Below are 21,540 nucleotides of genomic sequence, written 5' to 3' on the forward strand. Positions count from 1 at the left end.
AGCGGCGGGGTGACGGGTCGAGAAGTGGGGGCGGCGTGTTGTGGTTCTCGGGCGGGGCCGGGCCGGTGTCCGGGCGGCGACTCGCCGATCGCATCGAGCACATCGACGGTCAGGACCGTGTCCGCGGCGGCGAGTCGGGCGCGAAGTCCCACCGCGCGGGGCCTACGCTGCGCACTGGTCACGCCGGGGGCGACGATCTCGCCGATCGCGTCGAGCACATGGGCGGTGAGGACGATCTCCGCGGCGGCGAGTTGGGCGTGGACGGGGTCGACCGTGCGGGGTCACACGGGGGCGACGATCGCGTCGAGCACACCGGCCCGGCAGGACGCTGTCCGCAGCCGTGAGACGGTCGCGCGAGTGACCGACCCGAATCGACCGCGGGCCCTCCGTCGTACGGGGCTCCCGCCCGTCAGCGACGACGCAGTGACCGGTCCAGGAGCGCGGGCGGGGTGTCGTGGTTCTCCTGCGGAGCCAAGTCCGTGCCCGGGGCGACGATCTCGTCGATCGCGTCGAGTACGTCGGGGGTCAGGACGGTGTCCGCGGCGGCGAGTTGGGCGTGGAGGTGGTCGATCGTGCGGGGGCCTGTGAGGGCGCTGGTCACGCCGGGGTGTGCGGTCACGAAACCGAGCGCGAGCTGGATGAGGGTGAGGCCCGCGTCCTCGGCGACCTTGGCCAGTCGTTCGACGGCGTCGAGCCTGGTCCGGTTGGCGGGGAGGGTCATGTCGAAGCGCTCGGGCAGGAACCCCGAGCGGTGGGTGCTGATGTCCCGGCCCTCGCGGATCGCGCCCGAGAGCCAGCCCGAGGCCAGCGGGCTCCACACCAGTACGCCGAGGCCGTACTCCTGCGTGACGGGCAGGACGTGGGCCTCGATGCCGCGCTGGAGGACGGAGTAGCTGGGCTGTTCGGTGACGTAGCGGCTCAGCCGGTGCTCGCGGGCGGCCCACTGGGCCTGCACGATGCGGTAGGCGGGGAAGGTGGAGGAACCGAAGTAGCGGATCTTTCCGGCGCGTTGCAGGTCGGTCAGGGCCGACAGCGTCTCCTCGTCGCCGGTGTTCGGGTCCCAGCGGTGGATCTGGTACAGGTCGACGTGGTCGACGCCGAGGCGGCGCAGGCTGGCCTCCAGTTCGGTGACCAGCCAGCGGCGCGAACCGCCCCGGTGGTTGCGTTCCTCACCGATGGGCAGGCCGGCCTTGGTGGCCAGCACGATGTCGTCGCGGCGGCCGGCGATGGCCTTGCCGACCATCTCCTCCGACTCGCCGTCGCCGTACATGTCGGCGGTGTCGATGACGTTGACGCCTGCCTCCAGAGCGGCGTCGACGATCGCGGTGGCCTCCTCCTGGGTGGTGCGGCCGATCCTGCCGAAGTTCATCGCGCCGAGCGCGAGGGAGCTGACCTGCACACCGGTGCGGCCCAAGGTGCGGTACTGCATGAGCGTGTTCCTCCATGGCCGTGACAGCAAAACGGAACCCCGTTCCGCAAACGATACGGAACGCGGTTCCGCTTTGGCAAGGCGGAAGTGGGCACAGGGGGACCCCTGCCGGTACTTCGGCGTCTCAGACCCCGGACCCGGGCTCCGGCAGGACCGCCCGGCCCGCCGCCCGGTGTTCGGCCGCCGCCGTCGGATCCGTCTCGTCGAGGACCGCCGCGATGCCCTCGTGGGCCAGTGCCTCCGCGTGCCGGTGGCCGAGCTTCGGGGCCAGCTCCAGGGCCTGGCGGTGCAGGCGCAGGGCCTGGTCGGGCCGGCCCGCCAGGCGGCAGGTCTCGCCGTAGGCGCTGAGGAAGTGGATCTTCCAGTGCTCCTCGAACAGCTCGTCCAGCAGCACGAACGCCTGCTCGTGGCTCGCCAGCGCCTCCTCATGGCGGCCCATCCGGCGCAGGGCGACGCCGAGGCAGTTCAGGCACCACGCCTCGTTGTGCTTGTGGCCGTCCTCGCGGGCCAGGGCGAGCGCCCGGTGCAGGTGCTCGGCGGCCTCGTCGGGGTCCTCATGGGCGATGGCCACGCCCAGCGTGATCAGGGCCGTCAGGGTGGGCGGCCAGGCTCCGTCGGCGTGCGGGACCTCCAGCGCCGTACGGGCCAGCCGCGCCGCTTCCTCACGGTGCCCCAGTTGCAGCAGCGCCCAGGCCTCGTACGCCGTCGCGTGGGCCGTGCCCATGGGGCAGTCGGCGTCCGCGTACAGCTTCCCGGCCAGCCGGAACAGGTCCAGCGGTTCCTCCACGTATCCCTCGTCCCATCTCAGGTAGCCGCGACGCATGGCCAGTTCGGCCTCGACACACAGGTCCCCCGAGCGCAGCACCAGGGGAGCCGCCGCCTCGAAGGCGGCGGCCGCCTCCGCCATGCGGCCCGCGTTGTAGCGGGCGAAGCCCAAGTCGCTGTGCGCCTCGGCCAGTTGCAGGGGGTCGGCGAGGCGCTGCGCGGCGGCCAGGGACCGTTCGAAGAGGCCGTTGAGCATCGTGGTGCCGCAGCGCCGGGCGAAGTACGTCCGCATAAAGCGCGGCAGCTCGCACATGTGCCGGTCGGCCCCGGCGTCCTCCGCCGCCTCGAACGCGGCCAGCAGGTTCAGGTACTCGGTGCCGAACCAGACGAGAGCCGCGATCTTGTCGTGGAAAGGCGGCAGTTCGGTCGGCGGGCGGTCCACGGAGGCCTCGCGGCTCGACGACAGGAACGGCATCGCCGCGTCGGCTGCGGCCGCCGCGTGCACGTAGTAGTCGAGCACCCGGGTCAGGGCCCGGTCCCGGTCCGCCGGGGAGTCCTGCTCCGTGGTGGCGCGGCGGGCGTGCTGGTGGACGAGGTCGTGGAGGCGGTAGCGGCCCGGCGCCGGCTGCTGGACCAGGTGGGCGTCCAACAGGTCCTCCAGCATGGCGCGGGCACTGCGCAGCGGTACGTCCGCCAGTGCCGCCGCCACGTGCTCGTCGAACGAGGAGCCCGGCAGCAGGCCCAGCAGCCGGAACAGCCGGGCCTTGGCGCGGTCCAGCTGCCGTACGGACATGGCGAACGCGGTGTCGAACTCGCTCGCCCCCTCCGCCATCCGCTCGACCAGGATGCCCACCGTCCAGCCGGGCCGGTGCCGCAGCCGGGCGGCAGCCAGCCGCAGGGCCAGCGGCAAATGGCCGCACAGGCGCAGGACCTCGGCCGTGGCCCCGGGGTCACGGGCCAGGCGCCCCTCGCCGTCGCCGGTCTCGCCGCTGGCGCGGGCCAGCAGCTCGGCGCTCTCCCGCTCGGTCAGCACGTCCAGCGACACCGGCGGGACCTCGTCCAGGCCGAGCAGCCGGTTGCGGCTGGTGATGAGGGCGACGGAGGGTCCGGCACCGGGCAGGAGCGGGCGGACCTGGCCGGCGTCGGCGGCGTTGTCGAGGACCACGACGGCCCGCCGGTGGGCCAGTTCGGACCGCCAATAGGCGGCCAGTTCCTCGACCCCGCCGTCCTGAGGGACCTTCTCGGAGGGCACGTCGAGAGCGGCGAGCAGCGTCCGCAGGGCGCGGTCGGGGTCGAGCGGCCTGCGGCCCTCGGTGAAGCCGTGCAGGTCCAGGTAGAGCTGGGCGTCCGGGTAGTCGGCGGCGAGCCGGTGCGCCGCGTGCACGGCCAGGCAGGTCTTGCCGACGCCCGCCATGCCGTCGACGGCGATCACCCGGCTGCCGGCCACCCCGTCGAGCACGGCCGCGAGCTGGGCCTCGCGGCCGGTGAAGTCGGGCACGTCGCGCGGGAGGTCGTTGCGGGGCGGGCGCGGGGCCCCGGCGGGCGGCGACGGCGGGGGAACCTGGCGGCTGGTCTTCGGCGGCGCCGGCAGGGGGTGGGAGGCGCGCTCCCACAGGGGGCGCAGTGGGCGGGGGTCGCGCTGGACGAGCCGGCACAGGGCGATCACCGCGGGCCAGGGCGGTACGGTCTGCCCGCTGAGGTACCGGGACAGGGACGACGAGCTGAGACCGGCGTCCCGTGCGAGGGCCCGTACACCTCGCTTGGACAGCTCCTGGAGCAGCCGTAGCCGCGCGGCCAGCTCCTCCTGCGGGTCGCCGCCCCCTGCGCTGTCGTGCTCCACCACTGTCCCCCGCCCCCTGTCCCGCCCCGGCAGAACTCTTCCGGGCTGGATCGTGCCTGTTCAAGGCCGTTTCGGCTGTCCCACGGTGTCCCAGGACCGTCGTCCTGACAAGCTCTCTCGGCTGAGATGGAATCACACCCCGCAGGAACGGGGCACAGCCCGACAGAGGAGAGATTCCTGATGCAGTCCCGTATGCAGAACCCCGCCGTTGTCCTGTCCGACGCCATGCAGCCCATCCAGCAGCTCTTCAAGGCCGTGCACTCCGGTGGGGTGGACGTACAGACGCTGGAGCTGGTGCATCTGCGGGTCAGCCAGATCAACGGATGCAGCGCGTGTGTCGACGCCGGCGCCAAGACGGGCCGCAAGGCGGGAGTGAGCGAGGAGCGGCTGGCCACGGTCGCCGCCTGGAGGGAGGCCCCCTACTTCACCGAGGAGGAGCGGGCGGCGCTCGCGCTGGCCGAGGCGGCGACCCGCCTTGCCGACCGTCCCGACGCGGTGAGCGACGAGGTCTGGGACACGGCCGCCACCTACTTCGACGAGAAGCAGCTCGCCGCGATCGTCCTGATGATCGGCGTCACGAACCTGTTCAACCGGCTCAACGCCACGACCCGGCAGATGGCCGGCGCGTGGGGCTGAACGCCATGGCGTAGTGGCGCGAAGATGGCCCTGACCGTCCGCAGACCCGGAGGAACCGACATGACGAGCACCCGCGGGACGACGAAGAAGACCGAGACGTTCACCGCCGAGGAGCGCGCCGCGATGAAGGAGCGCGCCCAGGAGGTCAAGGCGTCGGCGCGCCGCAGCTCGCGCGCCGACAAGGCGGCCGAGGAGGAGGCGGCTGTGGTCGCGAAGATCGCCGAGATGCAGGACTCGGACCGGCTCATGGCCGAACGGATCCACGCCGTCGTCAAGGCCGCCGCCCCGGACCTGGCACCGAAGCTCTGGTACGGAATGCCCGCGTACGCCAAGGACGGCAAGGTCGTCTGCTTCTTCCAGAGCGCCGAGAAGTTCAACGCGCGGTACGCGACCTTCGGCTTCAACGACAAGGCGAACCTCGACGAGGGCACGATGTGGCCGACCGCGTTCGCGCTCACGAAGCTGACCGCGGCCGACGAGGCGCGGATCGGCGAGCTAGTGAAGCGGGCGGCGGGCTGAAGGCCGCGAGCCGGAAGAGGTGGCGAAAGATGCGCAGGCCGACGAACGCCCGACCTCCCGAGGGGCTGTTCGTCGGCCTGTGCACGCTCGACGTCATTCAGCTCGTGGACCATGTGCCGGACTCCGACGAGAAACTGACGGCCCGTGAGCAGGTCGTGGCCGCGGGCGGTCCGGCGGCGAACGCGGCCGTGGCCTTCAGCCACCTGGGCGGCACGGCCAGACTGCTGACCGGCATCGGCTCCCATCCGCTGGGCGTCGCGGTCGCGGCGGACCTGCGCGGGCTGGGCGTGCACGTCTCTGACCTGGCGGCCGAGTCGACGAAGCCGCCCGCCGTGTCCTCCGTTCTGGTCACCGGGTCGAGCGGGGACCGCGCCGTCGCATCGACCAACGCGGCCGGGTACCGGCTCACGCCGCCGGACGGTCTCGACGCTTTGGTGGCGGCCTGCGACATCGTCGAGTTCGACGGCCACCACATGGGGCTGGCGACGGCGACCGCCCGTCTCGCGCGGGCCGCGGGCCGGCGAACCGTTCTCGACGGGGGCAGTTGGAAGCCCGGCACGGAGAACCTGCTGCCGTCGATCGACGTGGCCGTCTGCTCGGACGACTTCCGGCCGCCCGGCACGAACACCCCGGCGGACGTCCTGCGGTTCCTCCGGGAGCACGGCGTTCTCTGGTCGGCGGTGAGTCGCGGAGGCCGGCCCATCGAGTGGGTGGGCCCCGAGAGCGCCGGCACGGTGGACGTGCCAGCCGTCCGGGTCGCGGACACACTCGGCGCGGGTGACGTCCTCCATGGGGCACTCACCCATCGCCTCTCCAGTCTGGGGCACATGACCCCGTACGGCTTCGAGCAGGCCCTGCGCTCCGCGGCGGCGGTGGCCTCAGGGGCGTGTGCGTCGTTCGGCACCCGGGCCTGGCTTCAGGGACCGTGACAACACATCGGATCTATCCCGCTCCATTGACGCACAGCAACCCCAACTCTATGTTGCGTCGCGGAATAGCTCCGATGACTCGGCTCACTGAGCCCGCTTGGAGGCACTGTGTCCGGCCCCTCCGCGCCCGATCCGTCCAGGCGTTCCGTCCTCGCCACGGGATCCGCCCTCAGTGGCGCACTCCTGACATCCGCCCTGGCCGCCACGCGGGCGACGGCGGCCGAGCGTGCCGGGGCCACCCCGGTGGCGGCCGACCCGGTCGCATCGGCCCAGGCGTCCGCCCCGGCATCCGGCGACCCCTGGCGCACGGTTCTCGACGACGCCGACCTCGTCTGGCAGCGGATGCCGACGGCCTGGTACGAAGGCCCCTTCCTCGGGAACGGCTTCCTCGGCTCGGGGATCTACGCTGAACCGGGGGCCACCTCGTCGGCGGTGCGTTTCACCGTCCAGCACTCCGAAGTGCAGGACCACCGGCCCGAGTTCGGGTCTCTCTTCGGCCTCGCCCGGCTGCCGGTCGGGCACTTCACCCTGGAGCCGGTGGGCGCGATCACCGGCCTCGACTGGCGACTGTCCCTGCGCAAGGCCGAGTTGACCGGCACGCTCACCACCGACCGGGGCACCCTGGTCCTGCGCGCCCTGGTCCACAACGACCGCTCGGTCCTCGCCGTCGAGGTGACCCCGAGCGAGGGGGAGCGCGACTTCCGCTGGGTGTTCCATCCGGCGGAAGCGATCAGCCCACGGGCCGCCTTCAAGCCCCTGCCGGACGGCTACCAGGGCAATCCGCCCGCCCGGATCACGGACCACGACGGGATCACCGCCGCCGTGCAGCCGCTGCTGGCGGGCGGACAGCACGTCACCGCATGGCGGGAGCGGGCCAGGGGCAGGACACGGACGCTGTACGCGCACGTCGCGCACTCGCACCCCGGGACCACGGCCCTGGGACGGGCCCTCCAGACGGTCCGCCGGACGGAACCACTCCCCTGGTCCGCCCTTGCCCTGGACCATCGCGCCTGGTGGCGCGCCTACTACCGCAAGAGTTTCCTGTCACTCCCCGACGCCCGTATCCAGCGCTTCTACTGGATCCAGCTGTACAAGGCCGCCTCCGCCGCCCGCCGCGACGCCCCCGTGATGGCGACGAGCGGCCCCTGGCTGGAGCCCACACCCTGGCCCAACACCTGGTGGAACCTCAACGTCCAACTGGAGTACTGGCTCATCCACGGCTCCAACCATCTCGAACTGGACGCCGTCACCAGGGCGTTGAGCGAGTTCCGGGACAACCTGGCCCAGGAGACGCCGACGCCGTACCGCACCGACTCACTGGGCATCCCGCGCACCACGGACTCCCACCTGGTCAACGGCGCGGCGAGCCCCCTCATGGGCTACGGCGTCGGCATCCCCGGCCAGGACCCGCCCGCCCCCGAAGTCGGCAACCTGACCTGGGCGTTGCACAACGTCTGGCTCAGCTACCGCCACACCATGGACGAGTCGGTCCTCCGGGACGTGCTGTTCCCCCTGCTGCGCAAGGCGGTCAACTACTACCTGCACTTCCTGGAGCCCGGCCCGGACGGCAAACTGCACCTGCCCGCCACCTTCTCCCCTGAGTACGGCGGCGACTCGCGCGACTGCAACTACGACCTGATGCTCCTGACCTGGGGTTGCCGCACGCTGCTCGACTCCGCCGAACTCCTCGGCGTCAACGACCCGCTGGCACCCCGCTGGCGTGAGGTGCTGACGAGAAGGGCGCCGTACCCGACGGACGCGAACGGCTTCATGATCGGCGCGGACATCCCGTTCGCGAAGTCGCACCGCCACTACTCGCATCTGCTCGCGGTCTACCCGCTGTACGAGGTCACCGGCCGCTCGCCCGACGAACGCGCCCTCATCGAGCGGTCGTTGGCGCACTGGGTGGGCTTCGAGGGCGCCCTGCAGGGCTACACCTTCACGGGCGCCGCCTCCATGTCGGCCCTGCTCCGCAAGGGCGAGGACGCGCTGGCGTACCTGGGCGAGCTGATGACCCGTTTCATCCAGCCCAACACCATGTACCAGGAGTCGGGGCCGGTCATCGAGACACCGCTGTCGGCGGCACAGTCACTGCACGACATGGTGTGCCAGTCATGGGGCGGTGTCGTCCGGGTGTTCCCCGCGGTACCCGCCGCCTGGAAGGACCTCGCCGTGCACGACTTCCGCACCCAGGGCGCCTTCCTGCTCAGCGCGGTCCGTCAGGGGGGTGTCACCCGCTGGGTGCGGCTGGTCAGCGAGGCGGGCGCCCCCTGCCTCGTACGCCACGGGATCGTGGGGCCGGTCGACGTGCGGGACGGGCGAGGCCGACCCCTGCGCCACGAGGACGTCGGCGACGGCACGGTCCGTACAGCCCTGCGCAGGGGCGAGTCGGCGATCGTCACGGCCAAGGGCGACCGTCCGGAGCTGAGCGTGGCGCCCGTGCGCCCGAACGGGGCAGCACCCCGCTGGGGGCTGCCCCGCGTCTGAGGCGGCTCACCTGCGGCCGCGCACGTTCCAGCCGCTGCCGATGCCCGCCAGGTGCAGCGCGAGCACCATGAGGCCGAGCAGCATGATGTTCGTCGAGGTGAAGGTGTCGTTGGTGGAGATGTCCGCGGCGTTGATCAGAAAGGAAATGAAGAACAGGACCGCGGAGATGATGGCGAGCATGGCGCCCGTCCCTTCGATTGTCTGAGGTGGTCACGCTGGGTACCACCCGCATGCCCCCAACTCCCCCATACATGTGGGGAGATCGTGACGTTCGGCCAGTCGGACATTGTTCGAAACCTCTTGACGTCCCCGCACGACGCGATTGACACTCTCGCAACACCACGTCACACAGCCGAAACGGCAGGGTGCCCCCGCCGAGGCCCCGCCACGCCTCAGCAGGGGAACCCCACATGACGTACCTCGCACGTCCGCGCACCCGCGCAAGACATCGGGCGGGCCGCCTCGCCGGCCTCACCGCCGCGTCACTGCTCCTGGGCCTCGCCGCGCCCACGCTCCCCGCCCTGGCGGCGGACACCGCGGACGTCACCGATGGACTGGCCCTCTGGTACAAGCTGGACGGCGCCTCGGGCAGTACCGTCCTCGACGCCTCGGGCAACGGCCGCGACGGCACGGTGAACGGGACCGCCGACTGGTCCGACCCCGCGCACGGGCTCGCCTTCAACGGCTCCGACACCTCCATCAAGGTGCCGGACGACGTCATGAAGGGCATGGACTCCATCACCGTCTCCACGGACGTGCTGATCGACTCCGCCCAGAGCACGCCGTACTTCCTCTACGGCTTCGGCAACTCCAGCGGCGGCACCGGCAACGGGTACCTGTTCGCCACCGGCAACTCCCTGCGCACCTCGATCGCGACCGGCAACTGGTCGACCGAGCAGACCACGAAGCCCTCCGACGCGCACAACCTCACCCGCGCGGTGTGGAAGCAGCTCACCTACACCCAGACCGGCACCACCGGCGTCCTGTACGAGGACGGTGTCGAGGTCGGCCGCAACACGGCGGTCACCATCACGCCCGGCGCCATCGGCTCCGGAACCACCACCGCCAACTACATCGGCAAGTCGGTCTACTCCGGCGACAAGCTGTTCAAGGGCCGCATCCGCGACTTCCGCGTCTACGACCGGGCCCTCGCCGCCTCCGAGGTCGAGCAGCTCTCCCTCCCCGTCGCCACCGAGGGCGTCGCCGACGACAAGGCCGCCCTGAGCCTCGGCGACACCGGCGCGGTCACGGCCGACCTGGACCTCCCGAGGACCGGCACGGCCGGCGGCTCCACCCTCACCTGGGCCAGCGACCACCCGGACGTGGTGAGCGGCTCCGGCAAGGTGACCCGCCCCGCCGCCGGTGCACCGGACGGCCACGCCACACTCACGGCCACCCTCAGGAAGGGTTCCGTGACCGACACCAAGAGCTTCGACGTCACGGTCCTGCCCGACTTCGACGACGAGGCGGCCACCCGGCAGGCCGCCGAGGCGCTCAGCGTCCACAACCTCGACGACGTGCGCGGCAACCTCACCCTCCCTGCCTCGGGCGACTACGGCACCACCGTCTCCTGGGCCTCCGCCGACGAGGACGTCATCGGGGCCGACGGCACGGTCCACCGCCCCGCGCACGGCGACGGCGCCACCACGGTCGAGCTGACCGCCACCGTCTCCAAGGGCGACGCGAAGACCACCCGCGCCTTCACCGCCAAGGTCCCCGAACTTCCCGCGAAGCAAGCCCTCAAGGGCTACATGTTCAGCTACTTCACGGGTGAGGGCACCTCGGACGGCGAGCAGCTCTACGCCGCGCTCAGCAAGGGCGACGACCCCATGAAGTGGCGGGAGCTGAACGACGGCAAGCCGGTCCTGACCTCCACGCTCGGCGAGAAGGGCCTGCGCGACCCGTTCATCATCCGCTCCCCCGAGGGCGACAAGTTCTACCAGATCGCCACCGACCTCAGGATCTACGGCAACGGCGACTGGGACGCCTCCCAGCGCACCGGCAGCAAGTCGGTCATGGTCTGGGAGTCCACCGACCTGGTCCACTGGACGAACCAGCGGCTGGTCAAGGTCTCCCCCGACAGCGCGGGCAACACCTGGGCGCCGGAGGCGTACTACGACACGAAGCTCGGCGAGTACGTCGTCTTCTGGGCGTCGAAGCTGTACGACAACGAGGCGCACTCCGGCGACACCTACAACCGCATGATGTACGCGACCACCCGCGACTTCTACACCTTCAGCGAGCCCAAGGTCTGGATCGACCGCGGCTACTCGGTCATCGACTCCACGATGATCCAGAACAACGGCACCTACTACCGTCTGTCGAAGGACGAGCGCAACAACACCTCCTCCACGCCCAACAGCAAGTTCATCTTCGAGGAGAAGAGCGACTCGATCCTGAACCCGAACTGGACGGCCGTCGCGGAGGGCATCGGCAAGGGCGCGATGAACGCCGCCGAGGGGCCGCTGGTGTTCAAGTCGAACACCGAGGAGAAGTGGTACGCGTTCCTCGACGAGTTCGGCGGCCGCGGATACATCCCCTTCCAGACGACCGACCTCGACTCCGGCAACTGGACCCCGGTCGCCGACTACGACCTGCCGGCCAGGCCGCGTCACGGCACCGTCCTGCCGGTCACCCAGGCCGAGTACGACCGCCTTCTGCGCTCCTACCAGCCGGACCAGCTCGTCGAGAGCGTCGAGAACACGTCCGTGAAGACGCGGATCGGTGAGGCTCCGGTGCTGCCGGCCACCGTGATCGCCACGTACGCCGACGGAGTCAAGCGCCCCGTCGCGGTCGCCTGGGAGGACGTCCCGGCGTCGAAGTACGCCCAGGCGGGCACCTTCACGGTCACCGGCAGCCTTCCCGACGGCGCGGCGATCCCGCTCCGGGCCGAGGTCACCGTCTCCGAGGAGGGCCCCGACGTCCCGGCCGACCTGCTCCTGCACTACGGCTTCGACGAGTCGGGCGGCAACATCGCGGTCGACTCCAGCGGCCACGGCTCCCACGGCACCTACGTCGGTACGCCCGCCTTCGGCACGGGCGTGCAGGGCGGCTCCTTCAAGATGTCGGGAGACGCGACGGGGTCGCCGTACGTCAGGATCCCGAACGGTGTGCTGAAGAACGCCGACAGCGTGACCGTGTCGACGTACGCCAAGTGGAAGGGCGGCAGCAGCTTCCAGTGGCTGTTCGGGCTCGGTCCGGACAGCAACAAGTACCTGTTCGCGACGCCGTCCAACGGCGGCAACAGCCTCTACTCGGCCATCACCAAGGCGAGTTGGTCGGCGGAGTCGAAGCTGACGGCGGGCTCGCAGCTCACCCCGGGCCAGTGGCGGCATGTCACCGTCACCCTCGACGGGGCGACCGGCACGATGGTCCTCTACGTCGACGGCGTGGAGGCGGCCCGGACCACGACCACCATCAAGCCGTCCGAGCTGTACGACGCGAACAAGGACTACAGCGGCTACATCGGCAGGTCCCTGTACGCGGGCGACCCGGCCTTCGGCGGCGAGGTCGACGACTTCCGCATCTACGACCGGGCCCTGACGGCCGCCGAGGTCATGGAGCTCAGCGGCAACACCGCGGGCATCGCCAAGGCCACGCACCCCGCGCTCAAGGTCGACGCGATCGTCGACAACGCGGACAGCAAGGTCACCCTGCCGATGAAGGAGGGCACCGATCTCACCGCGCTGGCACCGGAGTTCACCCTGGCCCACGGCGCCGCGATCAGCCCCGCCTCCGGCAGTGTGCAGGACTTCAGCAAGCCGGTGACGTACGAGGTGACCGGCTCCGACGGCAAGAAGCGCACCTGGACGGTCTCGGCGCTCGTGATGAGGAGCCCGGTCCTGCCGGGTCTCAACGCGGACCCGAACATCGTGCGCTTCGGCGACACCTTCTACATCTATCCGACCACCGACGGCTTCGAGGGCTGGAGCGGCACGCAGTTCAAGGCGTACTCCTCCACCGACCTGGTCCACTGGAAGGACCACGGCGTCATCCTCGACCTCGGTCCCGACATCTCGTGGGCGGACAGCAGGGCCTGGGCGCCGACGATCGCCGAGAAGGACGGGAAGTACTACTTCTACTTCTGCGCCGACGCCAACATCGGTGTCGCGGTGTCCGACTCGCCGACCGGTCCGTTCAAGGACGCGCTGGGTCAACCACTGCTGAAGGCAGGCCAGTTCAGCGGCCAGATGATCGACCCGGCCGTGTTCACGGACGACGACGGGCAGTCGTACCTCTACTGGGGCAACGGACACGCCTACGTGGCCCCTCTGAACGCCGACATGACCTCCCTCGACCTCACGAAGACGAAGGACATCACGCCCAGCGGCTACAACGAGGGCTCCTTCGTCATCAAGCGCCACGGCACCTACTACCTCACGTGGTCGGAGAACGACACCCGCGACGAGAACTACCGTGTCGCCTACGCCACCGGCCCCTCCCCCACCGGTCCCTGGACCAAGCGGGGGGTGATCCTGGAGAAGGACCTCTCCCTCGGCATCAAGGGTCCCGGGCACCACTCGATCGTCCAGGTGCCGAACTCCGACGACTGGTACATCGCCTACCACCGGTTCGCCATCCCGGGCGGTGACGGCATGCACCGTGAAACGACCGTCGACAAGCTGGAGTTCGACTCCGACGGCCTGATCAAGAAGGTCGTGCCCACGCTGACGAGCATCGACCCGGTGAGCATCGTGCACGCCGGTGCGGACGTCGGCGGCAAGGAGGGCGACGCGATCGCGCTGCACGGCACGATCTCCGGTGCGGGCAGCCCGAAGTGGACCGCCGAGGCGGGAGCGCCCTGCACCTTCGCCAGTCCGGGGTCGGCGGCCACGACGGTCACCTGCACCGACGACGGCACCTACACGGTCACCCTGACCGGCGGCCGGAGCACGGACACGGCGACGGTGAAGGTGGCCAACGCGGCGCCGGTCCTCGTCTCCGCCGCGGGGCCGCAGTCCCCGGTGCCGGCCGGCAGGGGCGCGGTCGTCACGGCCGGGTTCACCGACCCGGGCACGAGCGACACGCACACCTGCACGGTCGACTGGAAGGACGGGAGTGCCCCGCAGTCCGGCAAGGTGACCGCCTCCGGTTGCCGGGCCGAGCACACGTACACCAAGGCGGGGATCCGGCGTCCGGAGCTCACCGTCACGGACGACGACGGCGCCTCGGACAGCAGGACGCTTCCCGAGCTGATCGTCTACGACCGCTCCGCCGGTCCCGTGCTCGGCGCCGGCCTCCTCGCCTCCCCGGCCGGCGCCTACCCCGCCAAGCCGGACCTGACGGGCAAGGCCGCCTTCTCCTTCGCCGCGGCCTACCTGCCGGGGGCCGTCACTCCTGTCGGCGAGGCGTCCTTCGACTTCGGCCGGGCGGGGCTGAAGTTCCGTTCGACGGGCTCCGACTGGCTCGTGGTCACCGGCTCCCAGGCCGTCTACCAGGGGTCCGGCACGGTAGGCGGGAAGAGCGGGTACGGCTTCCGCGTCACCGCCACCGACGGCCCGGACACCTTCCGCCTCAGGATCTGGAAGAAGTCCGGCGGTGAGCTCGTCTACGACAACCTGACCGGCTCGAAGGTCACCGGCCTCATCGCCATCGGCGGCAGTCGACGGTAGTTTCACCCCCACGGAGCCCCGTCGGCAGCCACCCTGCCGACGGGGCTCCGTGTGTGCGCTGGTTCAGGGACATGACCAATTAATCCCTGCGCAACCTCTTTCGCATGGCTCGGCGGCATGGCATCCTCACCGCTCAATGTACTTATGAACATCGTTCACATCCATGAAGCTCCATGGAAAGGGCGATCCGCCATGAGCAACCGCACTGTCATGGGCATGACCAGAAGGTCGCTGCTGGGAAGTGCCGTCACCGTCGCTCTGAGTGCCGGGGCCGCGTCGGCCGCCGAAGCAGCACCCCTGTGGCGGGAGTTCAGCCGCGCTCCCTTCACCCATCCGCAGATCCCGTACGTCGGCCGCGCCGGCTGCCACGGCGGGGCGACACGCTTTCCGCGCCGCCGAATCGTCGCCGACGTATGCGACTTCGGTGCCGTGGCGGACGGGACGACCGACTCGGCCCCCGCGATCAACCGCGCCCTCGCCGCTGCCGGACGGGCCGGCGGTGGCACGGTCACCATCCCGCCGGGCACGTTCCGCGTCGACGACGTCATCCGCGTGGGCCACTCGAACGTGGTCCTCAAGGGCGCCGGCAGCGGCCGTACCACCTTGCACGCGACCAAGAACCTCACCGAGCTCATCGGGACGTACGGCTCCCGCTACGGCGGGGACAAGTCGTCCTGGTCATGGGCGGGCGGCCTGATCTGGCTTGCGCCGCAGGCACGTTGGGAGTCGCTCGTCGCAGCGATCAGGGCCAGGGCGTGGCCCTTCGAGGGCTGGACCGGCAACCGGCGCGACGAGTGGCGGACGCTCACCGCGCTCGCCCCGGCGCGCCAGGGTTCCTGGACGGTGACGGTCGCCGACACACGCTCGCTGCGTCCGGGCGCCCTGGTCCTGCTCCGGCTCGCGGACGACCCCGACCACACCCTCCTGGAGCACATGTGCGGGGGCGGTTCCGGCCCCGAGGCCTACTTCTGGGACGACAAGACGAAGCTGACGTCCTACGTGCCCTACGAGTGGCCCGTCCGCATCGCCCGCGTCCACGGCCAAAAGGTCACGCTCGAACGGCCGCTCCCGCTCGACCTGCGCCCGGAGTGGTCGCCGCAGCTGACCACGCATGTACCGGAGTTGAGTGGCTCGGGCGTCGAGGGCCTGACCCTGGAGGCGCCCGACGTCCCACAGCAACAGCATCTGCTGGACAAGGGCCACAACGGCGTCGTGCTCCAGTGCGCGTACGACTGCTGGGTGGACGACGTGACGGTCCGTCATGTGGACAACGGCTTCGGCCTGGTGGCCGCCTCCGCGTGCACCCTGCGCCGGACGCGCGTGGCGGGCCGCGGCTCCCACCATCCCTACTTCTGCCGCGAGGGTTCGCACGACAACCTCGTCGAGGACTTCACGATCGAGGAGCGCACCCGCCCCGCGCCCGCGAACACCCAGCTGCACGGCATCAACGTCGAGGGGCTGTCGTCGTACAACGTCTGGTCGCGCGGCGACATGCGGATGGGCACCTTCGACAGCCATCGCGGCCTGCCCTTCGCCAACGTCCGCACCGACATCACCGTGAACAACAACGGCCGCCACGGCGGTGACGCCAGCGCGGGCCCCCTGTTCGGCGCGCGGTTCACCCACTGGAACGTCCGTGTCACCAACGGCCGCGCCGGACTGGTGAAGATCGACGGCCTGGCGCCCTGGTCCGCGACCGTCGGCATCGACGAGGTCCGGGAGTTCGACCAGATCGACGTCCCCGACTTCCCCGGTGATCTGCACACCCGCCTTGAGCTGTACGGCGGTCCGGGCGCGGTGCGGCCACGGAACCTGTACGAGGCCCAGCGGCGGCTGAAGGGAGCGGGCCGATGAGCGCCCGCTCCCGCCTGTGCGTCGCCCTTCTGACCGCCCTGGCCGCGTTCACCACGGGGTTCGCCGCACCGGCGGCAGCGCGGACCGCCGTCCCGCACACCGCGGTTCTCGACGGCGCCCGTCTCCAGCAGACGAAGATCCGCCTCGATCGGGGCGACCCGCAACTCCGGCGAGCGGTCCGGGCGTTGACGAACCGCGCCGACAAGTGGCTGGACCAGGGTCCCTGGACCGTCGTCGACAAGCCGAGGCCCGCCCCCGGTGGCGACGTCCACGACTACCTCAGCCAGGCCCCCTACTGGTGGCCCTCCCAGGTCCCCACCGCCGACAACCCCTGGGGCTGCCCGTACGTCCAGCGTGACGGCGAGCGCAATCCCGAGGTCGACTCCGGCACCGACCGCCAGGACGTCGAGAAGACCTTCGACTCCGCCTACGACCTCTCCCTCGCCTGGTACTACACCGGCGACAGCCGGTACGCGCGCAAGGCCGGGCAGGTGCTGCGCACCTGGTTCCTGGACCCGGCCACGCGCATGAACCCCAACCTGGACCACGCGCAGTTCATCCCCTGCAAGTACGACGGCCGGGCCATCGGCATCATCGACTTCTCCCAGTCGTACACCAGCGTCGTCGACGCGCTCGCCCTTCTGGACACCGGCGCACCCGGCTGGAGCGGGAAGGACCGCACCGGCATGGCCCGGTGGAACGCCGACTTCCTCGACTGGCTCAAGGACAGTGACTTCGGCAAGCAGGAGTGCGCCGCGGCCAACAACCACGGCACCTTCTACGACCTGCTGCTCGCCGGCCTCGCGTACGCGACCGGCGACAGGGCACTGGCCCGCCGTACGGTCCTGGACGCCCGGAGCAAGCGCCTCGCTCCGCAGATCGCGGCCGACGGAAGCCAGCCCCAGGAGCTGACCCGCACCCGGAGCTGGCACTACTCGACCTTCGACCTGGTGGCCTACACCAGGCTGGCAGCCATCGGCCGGCACGTCGGCGTCGATCTGTGGGCCTACCGAGGGCCGGACGGGCAGAGCCTGTTCAGGGCGGTGGACTACCTGTTGCCCGCCGCGACCGGGGCTGCCGCCTGGCCCCATCCGGAGCTGGACTTCCTGCGGTACGCGGCGACCGACGTCGTGCACGCGGCCGCGGACGCCGGGGACGCGCGGGCGCGCAGTGCCGTTCCGGCGCTGGAGGCGCCGCCGGGCGGGGACCTGTGGGCCCTGCGCCCGGCGGCGGAACAACTGGACTCCATCGCGGGGTAGGTCCGCGGTCAGGGCGTCACGGGAGGTCGACGGCCCGGTCGACGTCCTGCCGTGGCGTCAGCGGCCCTCCCCCGCCGTCATCCGCTCTTGCGGCCGACTCCCGCGTACACCCAGTACTCCGACGGCTTCTCCGGGATGTCCTCGCCCTCGTCCGGGCGCCACAGCGGGACATGGACCAGGCCGGGCTCCGTCAGCTCGAACCCGGCGAAGAGGCCCTGGATCTCGTCGTGGGAGCGGACGGTGACGGGTGAGGTGGCCCGGGAGCGGTACAGCTGGGTGACCGCGGCGGCCGTGTCCGGACGGTCTTCGTTCGTGGCATGGGACAGGGCCAGCCAACTGCCCCCGGGCAGAGCGTCCCGGAAGGCGGCCACGATGCCGGCCGGGTTCTCCTCGGGCGCGACGAAGTGCAGGATCGCGACCATCAGCACGGCGACCGGCTCGTCGAAGTCGATCAGCTCACGCACCTGCGGCGAGGCCAGGACGTCGGCCGGCCGCCGGATGTCGGCGTCGACGATGTCGGCGAGCGGGTTGTCGGCCAGCAGAGTGGTGCTGTGGGCGACCGCCACCGGGTCCTTGTCCACGTAGACCACCCGGGCCCTGGGGTTCGCCGCCTGGGCCACTTCGTGGACATTGCCCTGCGTCGGGATACCGGAGCCGAGGTCGATGAACTGGCGGACGCCGGACCCGACCAGGAACCGCACGGCCCGTCCGAGGAAGGCGCGGTTGGCCCGGGCCAGCGCCCGCACCTGGGGGTCGATGCCGGTGACGGCCGCCACTGCCTCCCGGTCGATGGCGAAGTTGTGCTCCCCGCCCAGCAACGCGTCGTACATCCGGGCTACGCTCGCCTTGTCCGGATCGGCCCCTGGCGGCAGAGCATCCGTGTCGTTCACCAGAAGGTCCTTTCCCACCAAGGTACTTGACGCCTCATCATATAGTTGCCGTCGAAGCCTGGCGATCAGTTGTCCCTGCCGGGCGCCCGGACCCCCACCCGGAAAGGCCCCACGACCCTGCGGAACGAACCGCACAGCCGCTCCGACGACACCCCCACCGCCGCGCCCCCGCCCCGGCGGTCCTTCTTCTCCCCCGCGGCCGACGTCATCGGCTCGGAGCTCGACCTGGGGCTGACCGGCAGTCATGTCGTGCACGCGCTGACGCCCGGCTTCTGCGACGCGGCCTCCCTCTATCTGCTGGAGCGGTGGCGCCGTGAGGAGACCACGTACGCCGGCGCGGATCCCGCCCAGATCGAGGCGCGCCGGCTGGCCCTGCGGGTGGGCACCGACGCGCCCGAGTCCTGGGAGGGCGTCCTTCCGGTCGGCGAGGTGGTCGTCTTTCCCCGCGAGACGCCGTACGCCCGCGCGCTGGTCGACGGACACGCGCAGTTGCTCGACTCCGTGGACGACCACACGGCCGAGCGGCTCGCCGCCTCCGCCGGGCGGGACGAGCGGGTCGACGAACTCCTCAAGTCGCGGTCCTTCCTGGTGGTGCCGCTGCGGCTGCGGGGCGGGGCGATCGGTTTCGTGGCCTGCTCTCGCGGACCGGACCGCGGGCCGTTCCTGACCGCGGAGACCGCCGCCGTGGAGTCGCTGGCCGCGCGGGCCGCCGTCGCCCTGGACAACGCGCGCCGCTACGAGCACGAGCGCCGCACCGCGCTGGCCATCCGGGGCAGCCTGCTGCCCGGCACGATCCAGGAGGTCGAGGGCTTGCGCATCGCCCACGGCTCCCTGCCCGCCGGACAGGGCTCGATCATCGGCGGTGACTGGTTCGACGTGCTCAGACGGCCCGGCGACCGGGTCAGTATGATCGTCGGGGACGCCATGGGGCACGGCCCGGAGTCCGCCGTGGCGATGATCCAGCTGCGCACCGCCGTACGCACTCTGGCGGGCCTCGACATCCCCGCCGCCGACCTCATACGACGGCTCGACGCACTCGCCAGCGACACCCCGGGCGCCTCCTTCGCGACCTGCATCTACGCCGAGTGGGACCCCCGGCAGCGCACCTGCACGCTCGTGGGCGCCGGTCACCCGCCCCCGCTGCTGCGCGGCCCGGACGGCCGGACCGCTCCGGTCACGCTGGTCGGCGCGGGGCTGCCGCTCGGCCTCGCCGCGGGCACCTACGAGCCGACCGTGCTGACCATCGACGAACCGTCGCTGCTCGTGCTCTACAGCGACGGTCTGGTCGAGTCCCGGGACACCGACATAGACCACCAGATCGCCCGCCTCGCCCGGGCGCTCGACACGGCGGCCGTCGACCACGACCCGCTCCCCGCGCTGTGCCGACGGCTGCTGCGCGCCCCCTCCGATCCGGCCGGAGCGGACGACCGGACCTTGCTGCTGGCCGAACTCACGCCCTCCAAGGACTAGTTCAGGCCGTCAGATTCGCCCACACGGCGTTGCCGCCGGTGAGTCTGGACCGGTCCACCCCCCAGGTGTCCGCGAGTTCCTCCACCAGGAACAGGCCACGCCCGCCCTCGTCGTCAAGGCCCGCACGGCACCGGCGGAGCGTGGGGCCCGAGCGGTCGTGGTCGTGCACCTCCAGCCGGAGGATCCCGTCGCCGACCAGCCCGATGCCGCACAGGATGCGCGCGCTGAAGGTGTGGCACACGGCGTTGGTGGCCAGTTCGGACAGGAGCAGCACCGCGTCCGAGCACAGCTCGCCCGGCAGGCTCCAGGCCTTGAGCCGGGTGCCGACGGAGCGACGGGCCACCCCGATGCTGGAGCGGTGCGCGGGAAGTTCGATCCAGTGGGTTCGTTCCTGGTCCACGGCGTCTAACAGCTGAGGGGACGAGGTCGTGTGGGGGGACACGGTGTTGGCCTTCCGTGGGGGGCGGCGGCGCGGCCGGGCGAAACGCATCGGGCAGGGAAATGCCAACCCGCCCGTGGGTGTGGGCGGGTGACGGCACCGGGCGCGCGTTCGGCGGCACGGTTCGCACAAGTCACTATGCTCGCACCCAAGTTCAACCTGCAACCAGCTCCCTGATAATTTCAGAAAGCCGATATCCGCCTGGTGGCGTCAGCAAGTCGCTGTCAGACTCGTGCCGGTGACACCCCTTCAGGAGGTCAGGACGTGAGCGAAGGCCGTACGGGCACCGGTGGTACCAGTGCTCCCACCGTGCTGCGCATGATCCTGGGCCGGCGCCTTCAGGAGCGGCGGCAGGGCGCGGGGGCCTCGCTGGAGGACGCTGCCAAGGCACTCAGGGTGACGTCCCTGACCATCCGCCGCCTGGAGAAGGCCGAGGTCGCCCTCAAGCCGCTCTACGTGGAGAAGCTGCTGGAGACCTACGGGGCCGACCGGCAGGAGATCGACGAGTTCGTCGCCCTCGCCGAACGGGCCAACGAGCCCGGCTGGTGGCACACCTACCGGGACGTCCTGCCCAACTGGTTCAGCGCCTACGTCAGCCTGGAGGCCGGGGCCAGGACCCTGCGCACCTACGAGCCCCACTACGTCACGGGGCTGCTGCAGACCCACGCGTACGCGCGCGGAGTGCTGCGCGGCGGCTTCCCCAACGAGGCCGACGAGGACCTCGGGCGGCGGGTGGACCTGCGGCTGCGCCGACAGAGTCTGCTGGCCAGACCCGACGCGCCCACCCTGTGGGTGGTGATGGAAGAGGCCGTACTGCACCGGGTGGTCGGCGGCCCCGAGGTGATGCGGGAGCAGATCGAGCGGCTCCTGGAGGTCTCGGAGCTGGAGCACGTCAGTGTGGACGTGGTGCCGTTCACGGCCGGTGCCCACGTGGGCGCGTGCGCCCCGTTCACCTACTTCCGCTTCGAGGAACCGGAGCTGCCGGACATCGTCTACACCGAGGTCCTCTCCGGCGCGATGTACCTCGACCAGCGCTCTGACGTGTCGGCGCATCTGGAGGCGCACAACCGCATGTCCCTGCTGAGCTCGGACGCGGACAGCAAGGCACTCCTGAACCGCATGCGCAAGGAGTACTCATGACCAGCACCGACTGTCACGTCTACAACGGGATGCCGGCCACCGACCTCGGCGAGCAGGGCTGGGAGTCCCCGTGGAGCGGTCCCAACGGCGGCCAGTGCGTGCAGACCAAGCTCCTGGCCGACGGCCGGGTGGCGCTGCGGCAGTCGACCGATCCGGCCGGACCCGCCCTGATCTACACCCCGCAGGAGATCGCCGCGTTCGTCGCGGGCGTCAAGCGGGGCCTCGCCGACCATCTCACGGCCGGCTGACCCACGACCCGAGCCGGACCTGC

16 protein-coding genes are annotated in these 21,540 nt (G+C 71.0%); 11 read left to right on the forward strand and 5 right to left on the reverse strand.

The window, feature by feature from the left end:
- Positions 1–35: 35 nt before the first annotated feature.
- Positions 36–344, forward strand: a complete 309-nt coding sequence (locus RKD20_RS02660) for a hypothetical protein (RefSeq protein WP_424876193.1) — start codon at positions 36–38, stop codon at positions 342–344.
- 65 nt (positions 345–409) lie between these two features.
- Here RKD20_RS02660 and RKD20_RS02665 read toward each other — a convergent pair whose 3' ends face one another.
- Both RKD20_RS02665 and RKD20_RS02670 read right to left on the reverse strand, forming a co-directional pair.
- Positions 410–1,429, reverse strand: coding sequence for an aldo/keto reductase (locus RKD20_RS02665; RefSeq protein ID WP_424876194.1), 1,020 nt, complete (start codon positions 1,427–1,429; stop codon positions 410–412).
- 124 nt (positions 1,430–1,553) lie between these two features.
- The gene (locus RKD20_RS02670) at positions 1,554–4,037 is read right to left on the reverse strand and encodes a tetratricopeptide repeat protein (protein ID WP_424876195.1); all 2,484 of its coding nucleotides are present in this window, start codon (positions 4,035–4,037) and stop codon (positions 1,554–1,556) included.
- Between the two features lie 177 nt (positions 4,038–4,214).
- Here RKD20_RS02670 and RKD20_RS02675 point away from each other — a divergent pair, with 177 nt between their 5' ends.
- The 4 genes from RKD20_RS02675 (at position 4,215) to RKD20_RS02690 (ending at position 8,605) form a co-directional block, all read left to right on the forward strand.
- On the forward strand, positions 4,215–4,670 hold the full coding sequence (locus tag RKD20_RS02675) for a carboxymuconolactone decarboxylase family protein (protein ID WP_424876196.1): 456 nt from the start codon (positions 4,215–4,217) through the stop codon (positions 4,668–4,670).
- A 60-nt stretch (positions 4,671–4,730) separates the two neighbouring features.
- On the forward strand, positions 4,731–5,189 hold the full coding sequence (locus RKD20_RS02680; protein WP_424876197.1) for an iron chaperone: 459 nt from the start codon (positions 4,731–4,733) through the stop codon (positions 5,187–5,189).
- A gap of 29 nt (positions 5,190–5,218) precedes the next feature.
- On the forward strand, positions 5,219–6,118 hold the full coding sequence (locus RKD20_RS02685) for a PfkB family carbohydrate kinase (RefSeq protein WP_424876198.1): 900 nt from the start codon (positions 5,219–5,221) through the stop codon (positions 6,116–6,118).
- A gap of 108 nt (positions 6,119–6,226) precedes the next feature.
- Positions 6,227–8,605 (forward strand): glycosyl hydrolase family 95 catalytic domain-containing protein, encoded by a 2,379-nt coding sequence (locus RKD20_RS02690; protein ID WP_424876199.1) that lies wholly within the window; start codon positions 6,227–6,229, stop codon positions 8,603–8,605.
- 6 nt (positions 8,606–8,611) lie between these two features.
- Here the strand turns inward: RKD20_RS02690 and RKD20_RS02695 are convergent, their stop codons facing one another.
- Positions 8,612–8,785: a hypothetical protein gene (locus RKD20_RS02695; protein ID WP_020120174.1), complete on the reverse strand. Its 174-nt coding sequence runs from the start codon at positions 8,783–8,785 to the stop codon at positions 8,612–8,614.
- A gap of 230 nt (positions 8,786–9,015) precedes the next feature.
- Between RKD20_RS02695 and RKD20_RS02700 the strand changes: the two genes are divergently transcribed.
- The 3 genes from RKD20_RS02700 to RKD20_RS02710 all read left to right on the forward strand — a co-directional run bounded on the left by RKD20_RS02700 (position 9,016) and on the right by RKD20_RS02710 (position 17,330).
- Positions 9,016–14,217, forward strand: a complete 5,202-nt coding sequence (locus tag RKD20_RS02700; RefSeq protein ID WP_424876200.1) for a family 43 glycosylhydrolase — start codon at positions 9,016–9,018, stop codon at positions 14,215–14,217.
- A gap of 192 nt (positions 14,218–14,409) precedes the next feature.
- Positions 14,410–16,071: a glycosyl hydrolase family 28-related protein gene (locus tag RKD20_RS02705; RefSeq protein ID WP_424876201.1), complete on the forward strand. Its 1,662-nt coding sequence runs from the start codon at positions 14,410–14,412 to the stop codon at positions 16,069–16,071.
- Positions 16,068–17,330, forward strand: coding sequence for an alginate lyase family protein (locus RKD20_RS02710; protein ID WP_424876202.1), 1,263 nt, complete (start codon positions 16,068–16,070; stop codon positions 17,328–17,330). The genes RKD20_RS02705 and RKD20_RS02710 overlap by 4 nt, the downstream gene beginning before the upstream one ends.
- A 77-nt stretch (positions 17,331–17,407) precedes the next feature.
- Here RKD20_RS02710 and RKD20_RS02715 read toward each other — a convergent pair whose 3' ends face one another.
- Positions 17,408–18,220, reverse strand: coding sequence for an SAM-dependent methyltransferase (locus tag RKD20_RS02715; protein ID WP_424876203.1), 813 nt, complete (start codon positions 18,218–18,220; stop codon positions 17,408–17,410).
- Between the two features lie 45 nt (positions 18,221–18,265).
- Between RKD20_RS02715 and RKD20_RS02720 the strand changes: the two genes are divergently transcribed.
- Positions 18,266–19,690: a PP2C family protein-serine/threonine phosphatase gene (locus RKD20_RS02720; protein ID WP_424876204.1), complete on the forward strand. Its 1,425-nt coding sequence runs from the start codon at positions 18,266–18,268 to the stop codon at positions 19,688–19,690.
- Between the two features lies 1 nt (position 19,691).
- On the opposite strand, the gene RKD20_RS02725 is transcribed toward RKD20_RS02720, so the two are convergent.
- The gene (locus tag RKD20_RS02725) at positions 19,692–20,090 is read right to left on the reverse strand and encodes an ATP-binding protein (protein WP_424876205.1); all 399 of its coding nucleotides are present in this window, start codon (positions 20,088–20,090) and stop codon (positions 19,692–19,694) included.
- Positions 20,091–20,393: 303 nt separating this feature from the next.
- On the opposite strand from RKD20_RS02725, the gene RKD20_RS02730 reads away from it, so the two are divergent.
- Together RKD20_RS02730 and RKD20_RS02735 are read left to right on the forward strand one after the other, a co-directional pair.
- Complete coding sequence (locus RKD20_RS02730) at positions 20,394–21,269, forward strand: helix-turn-helix domain-containing protein (RefSeq protein WP_424876206.1); 876 nt, start codon at positions 20,394–20,396, stop codon at positions 21,267–21,269.
- Positions 21,266–21,517, forward strand: a complete 252-nt coding sequence (locus RKD20_RS02735; protein WP_007379642.1) for a DUF397 domain-containing protein — start codon at positions 21,266–21,268, stop codon at positions 21,515–21,517. The genes RKD20_RS02730 and RKD20_RS02735 overlap by 4 nt, the downstream gene beginning before the upstream one ends.
- Positions 21,518–21,540 lie beyond the last annotated feature (23 nt).

It is taken from the genome of Streptomyces sp. SLBN-8D4 (assembly GCF_049739545.1).
GTDB classification, from domain to species: Bacteria; Actinomycetota; Actinomycetes; order Streptomycetales; family Streptomycetaceae; genus Streptomyces; species Streptomyces canus_C.

Coding starts and splice junctions, on each gene's coding strand:
- RKD20_RS02665 (WP_424876194.1), bottom strand. CDS start 1,429: ATGCAGTACCGCACCTTGGGCCGCACCGGTGTGCAGGTCAGCTCCCTC.
- RKD20_RS02675 (WP_424876196.1), top strand. CDS start 4,215: ATGCAGTCCCGTATGCAGAACCCCGCCGTTGTCCTGTCCGACGCCATG.
- RKD20_RS02680 (WP_424876197.1), top strand. CDS start 4,731: ATGACGAGCACCCGCGGGACGACGAAGAAGACCGAGACGTTCACCGCC.
- RKD20_RS02685 (WP_424876198.1), top strand. CDS start 5,219: ATGCGCAGGCCGACGAACGCCCGACCTCCCGAGGGGCTGTTCGTCGGC.
- RKD20_RS02695 (WP_020120174.1), bottom strand. CDS start 8,785: ATGCTCGCCATCATCTCCGCGGTCCTGTTCTTCATTTCCTTTCTGATC.
- RKD20_RS02700 (WP_424876200.1), top strand. CDS start 9,016: ATGACGTACCTCGCACGTCCGCGCACCCGCGCAAGACATCGGGCGGGC.
- RKD20_RS02705 (WP_424876201.1), top strand. CDS start 14,410: ATGAGCAACCGCACTGTCATGGGCATGACCAGAAGGTCGCTGCTGGGA.
- RKD20_RS02710 (WP_424876202.1), top strand. CDS start 16,068: ATGAGCGCCCGCTCCCGCCTGTGCGTCGCCCTTCTGACCGCCCTGGCC.
- RKD20_RS02735 (WP_007379642.1), top strand. CDS start 21,266: ATGACCAGCACCGACTGTCACGTCTACAACGGGATGCCGGCCACCGAC.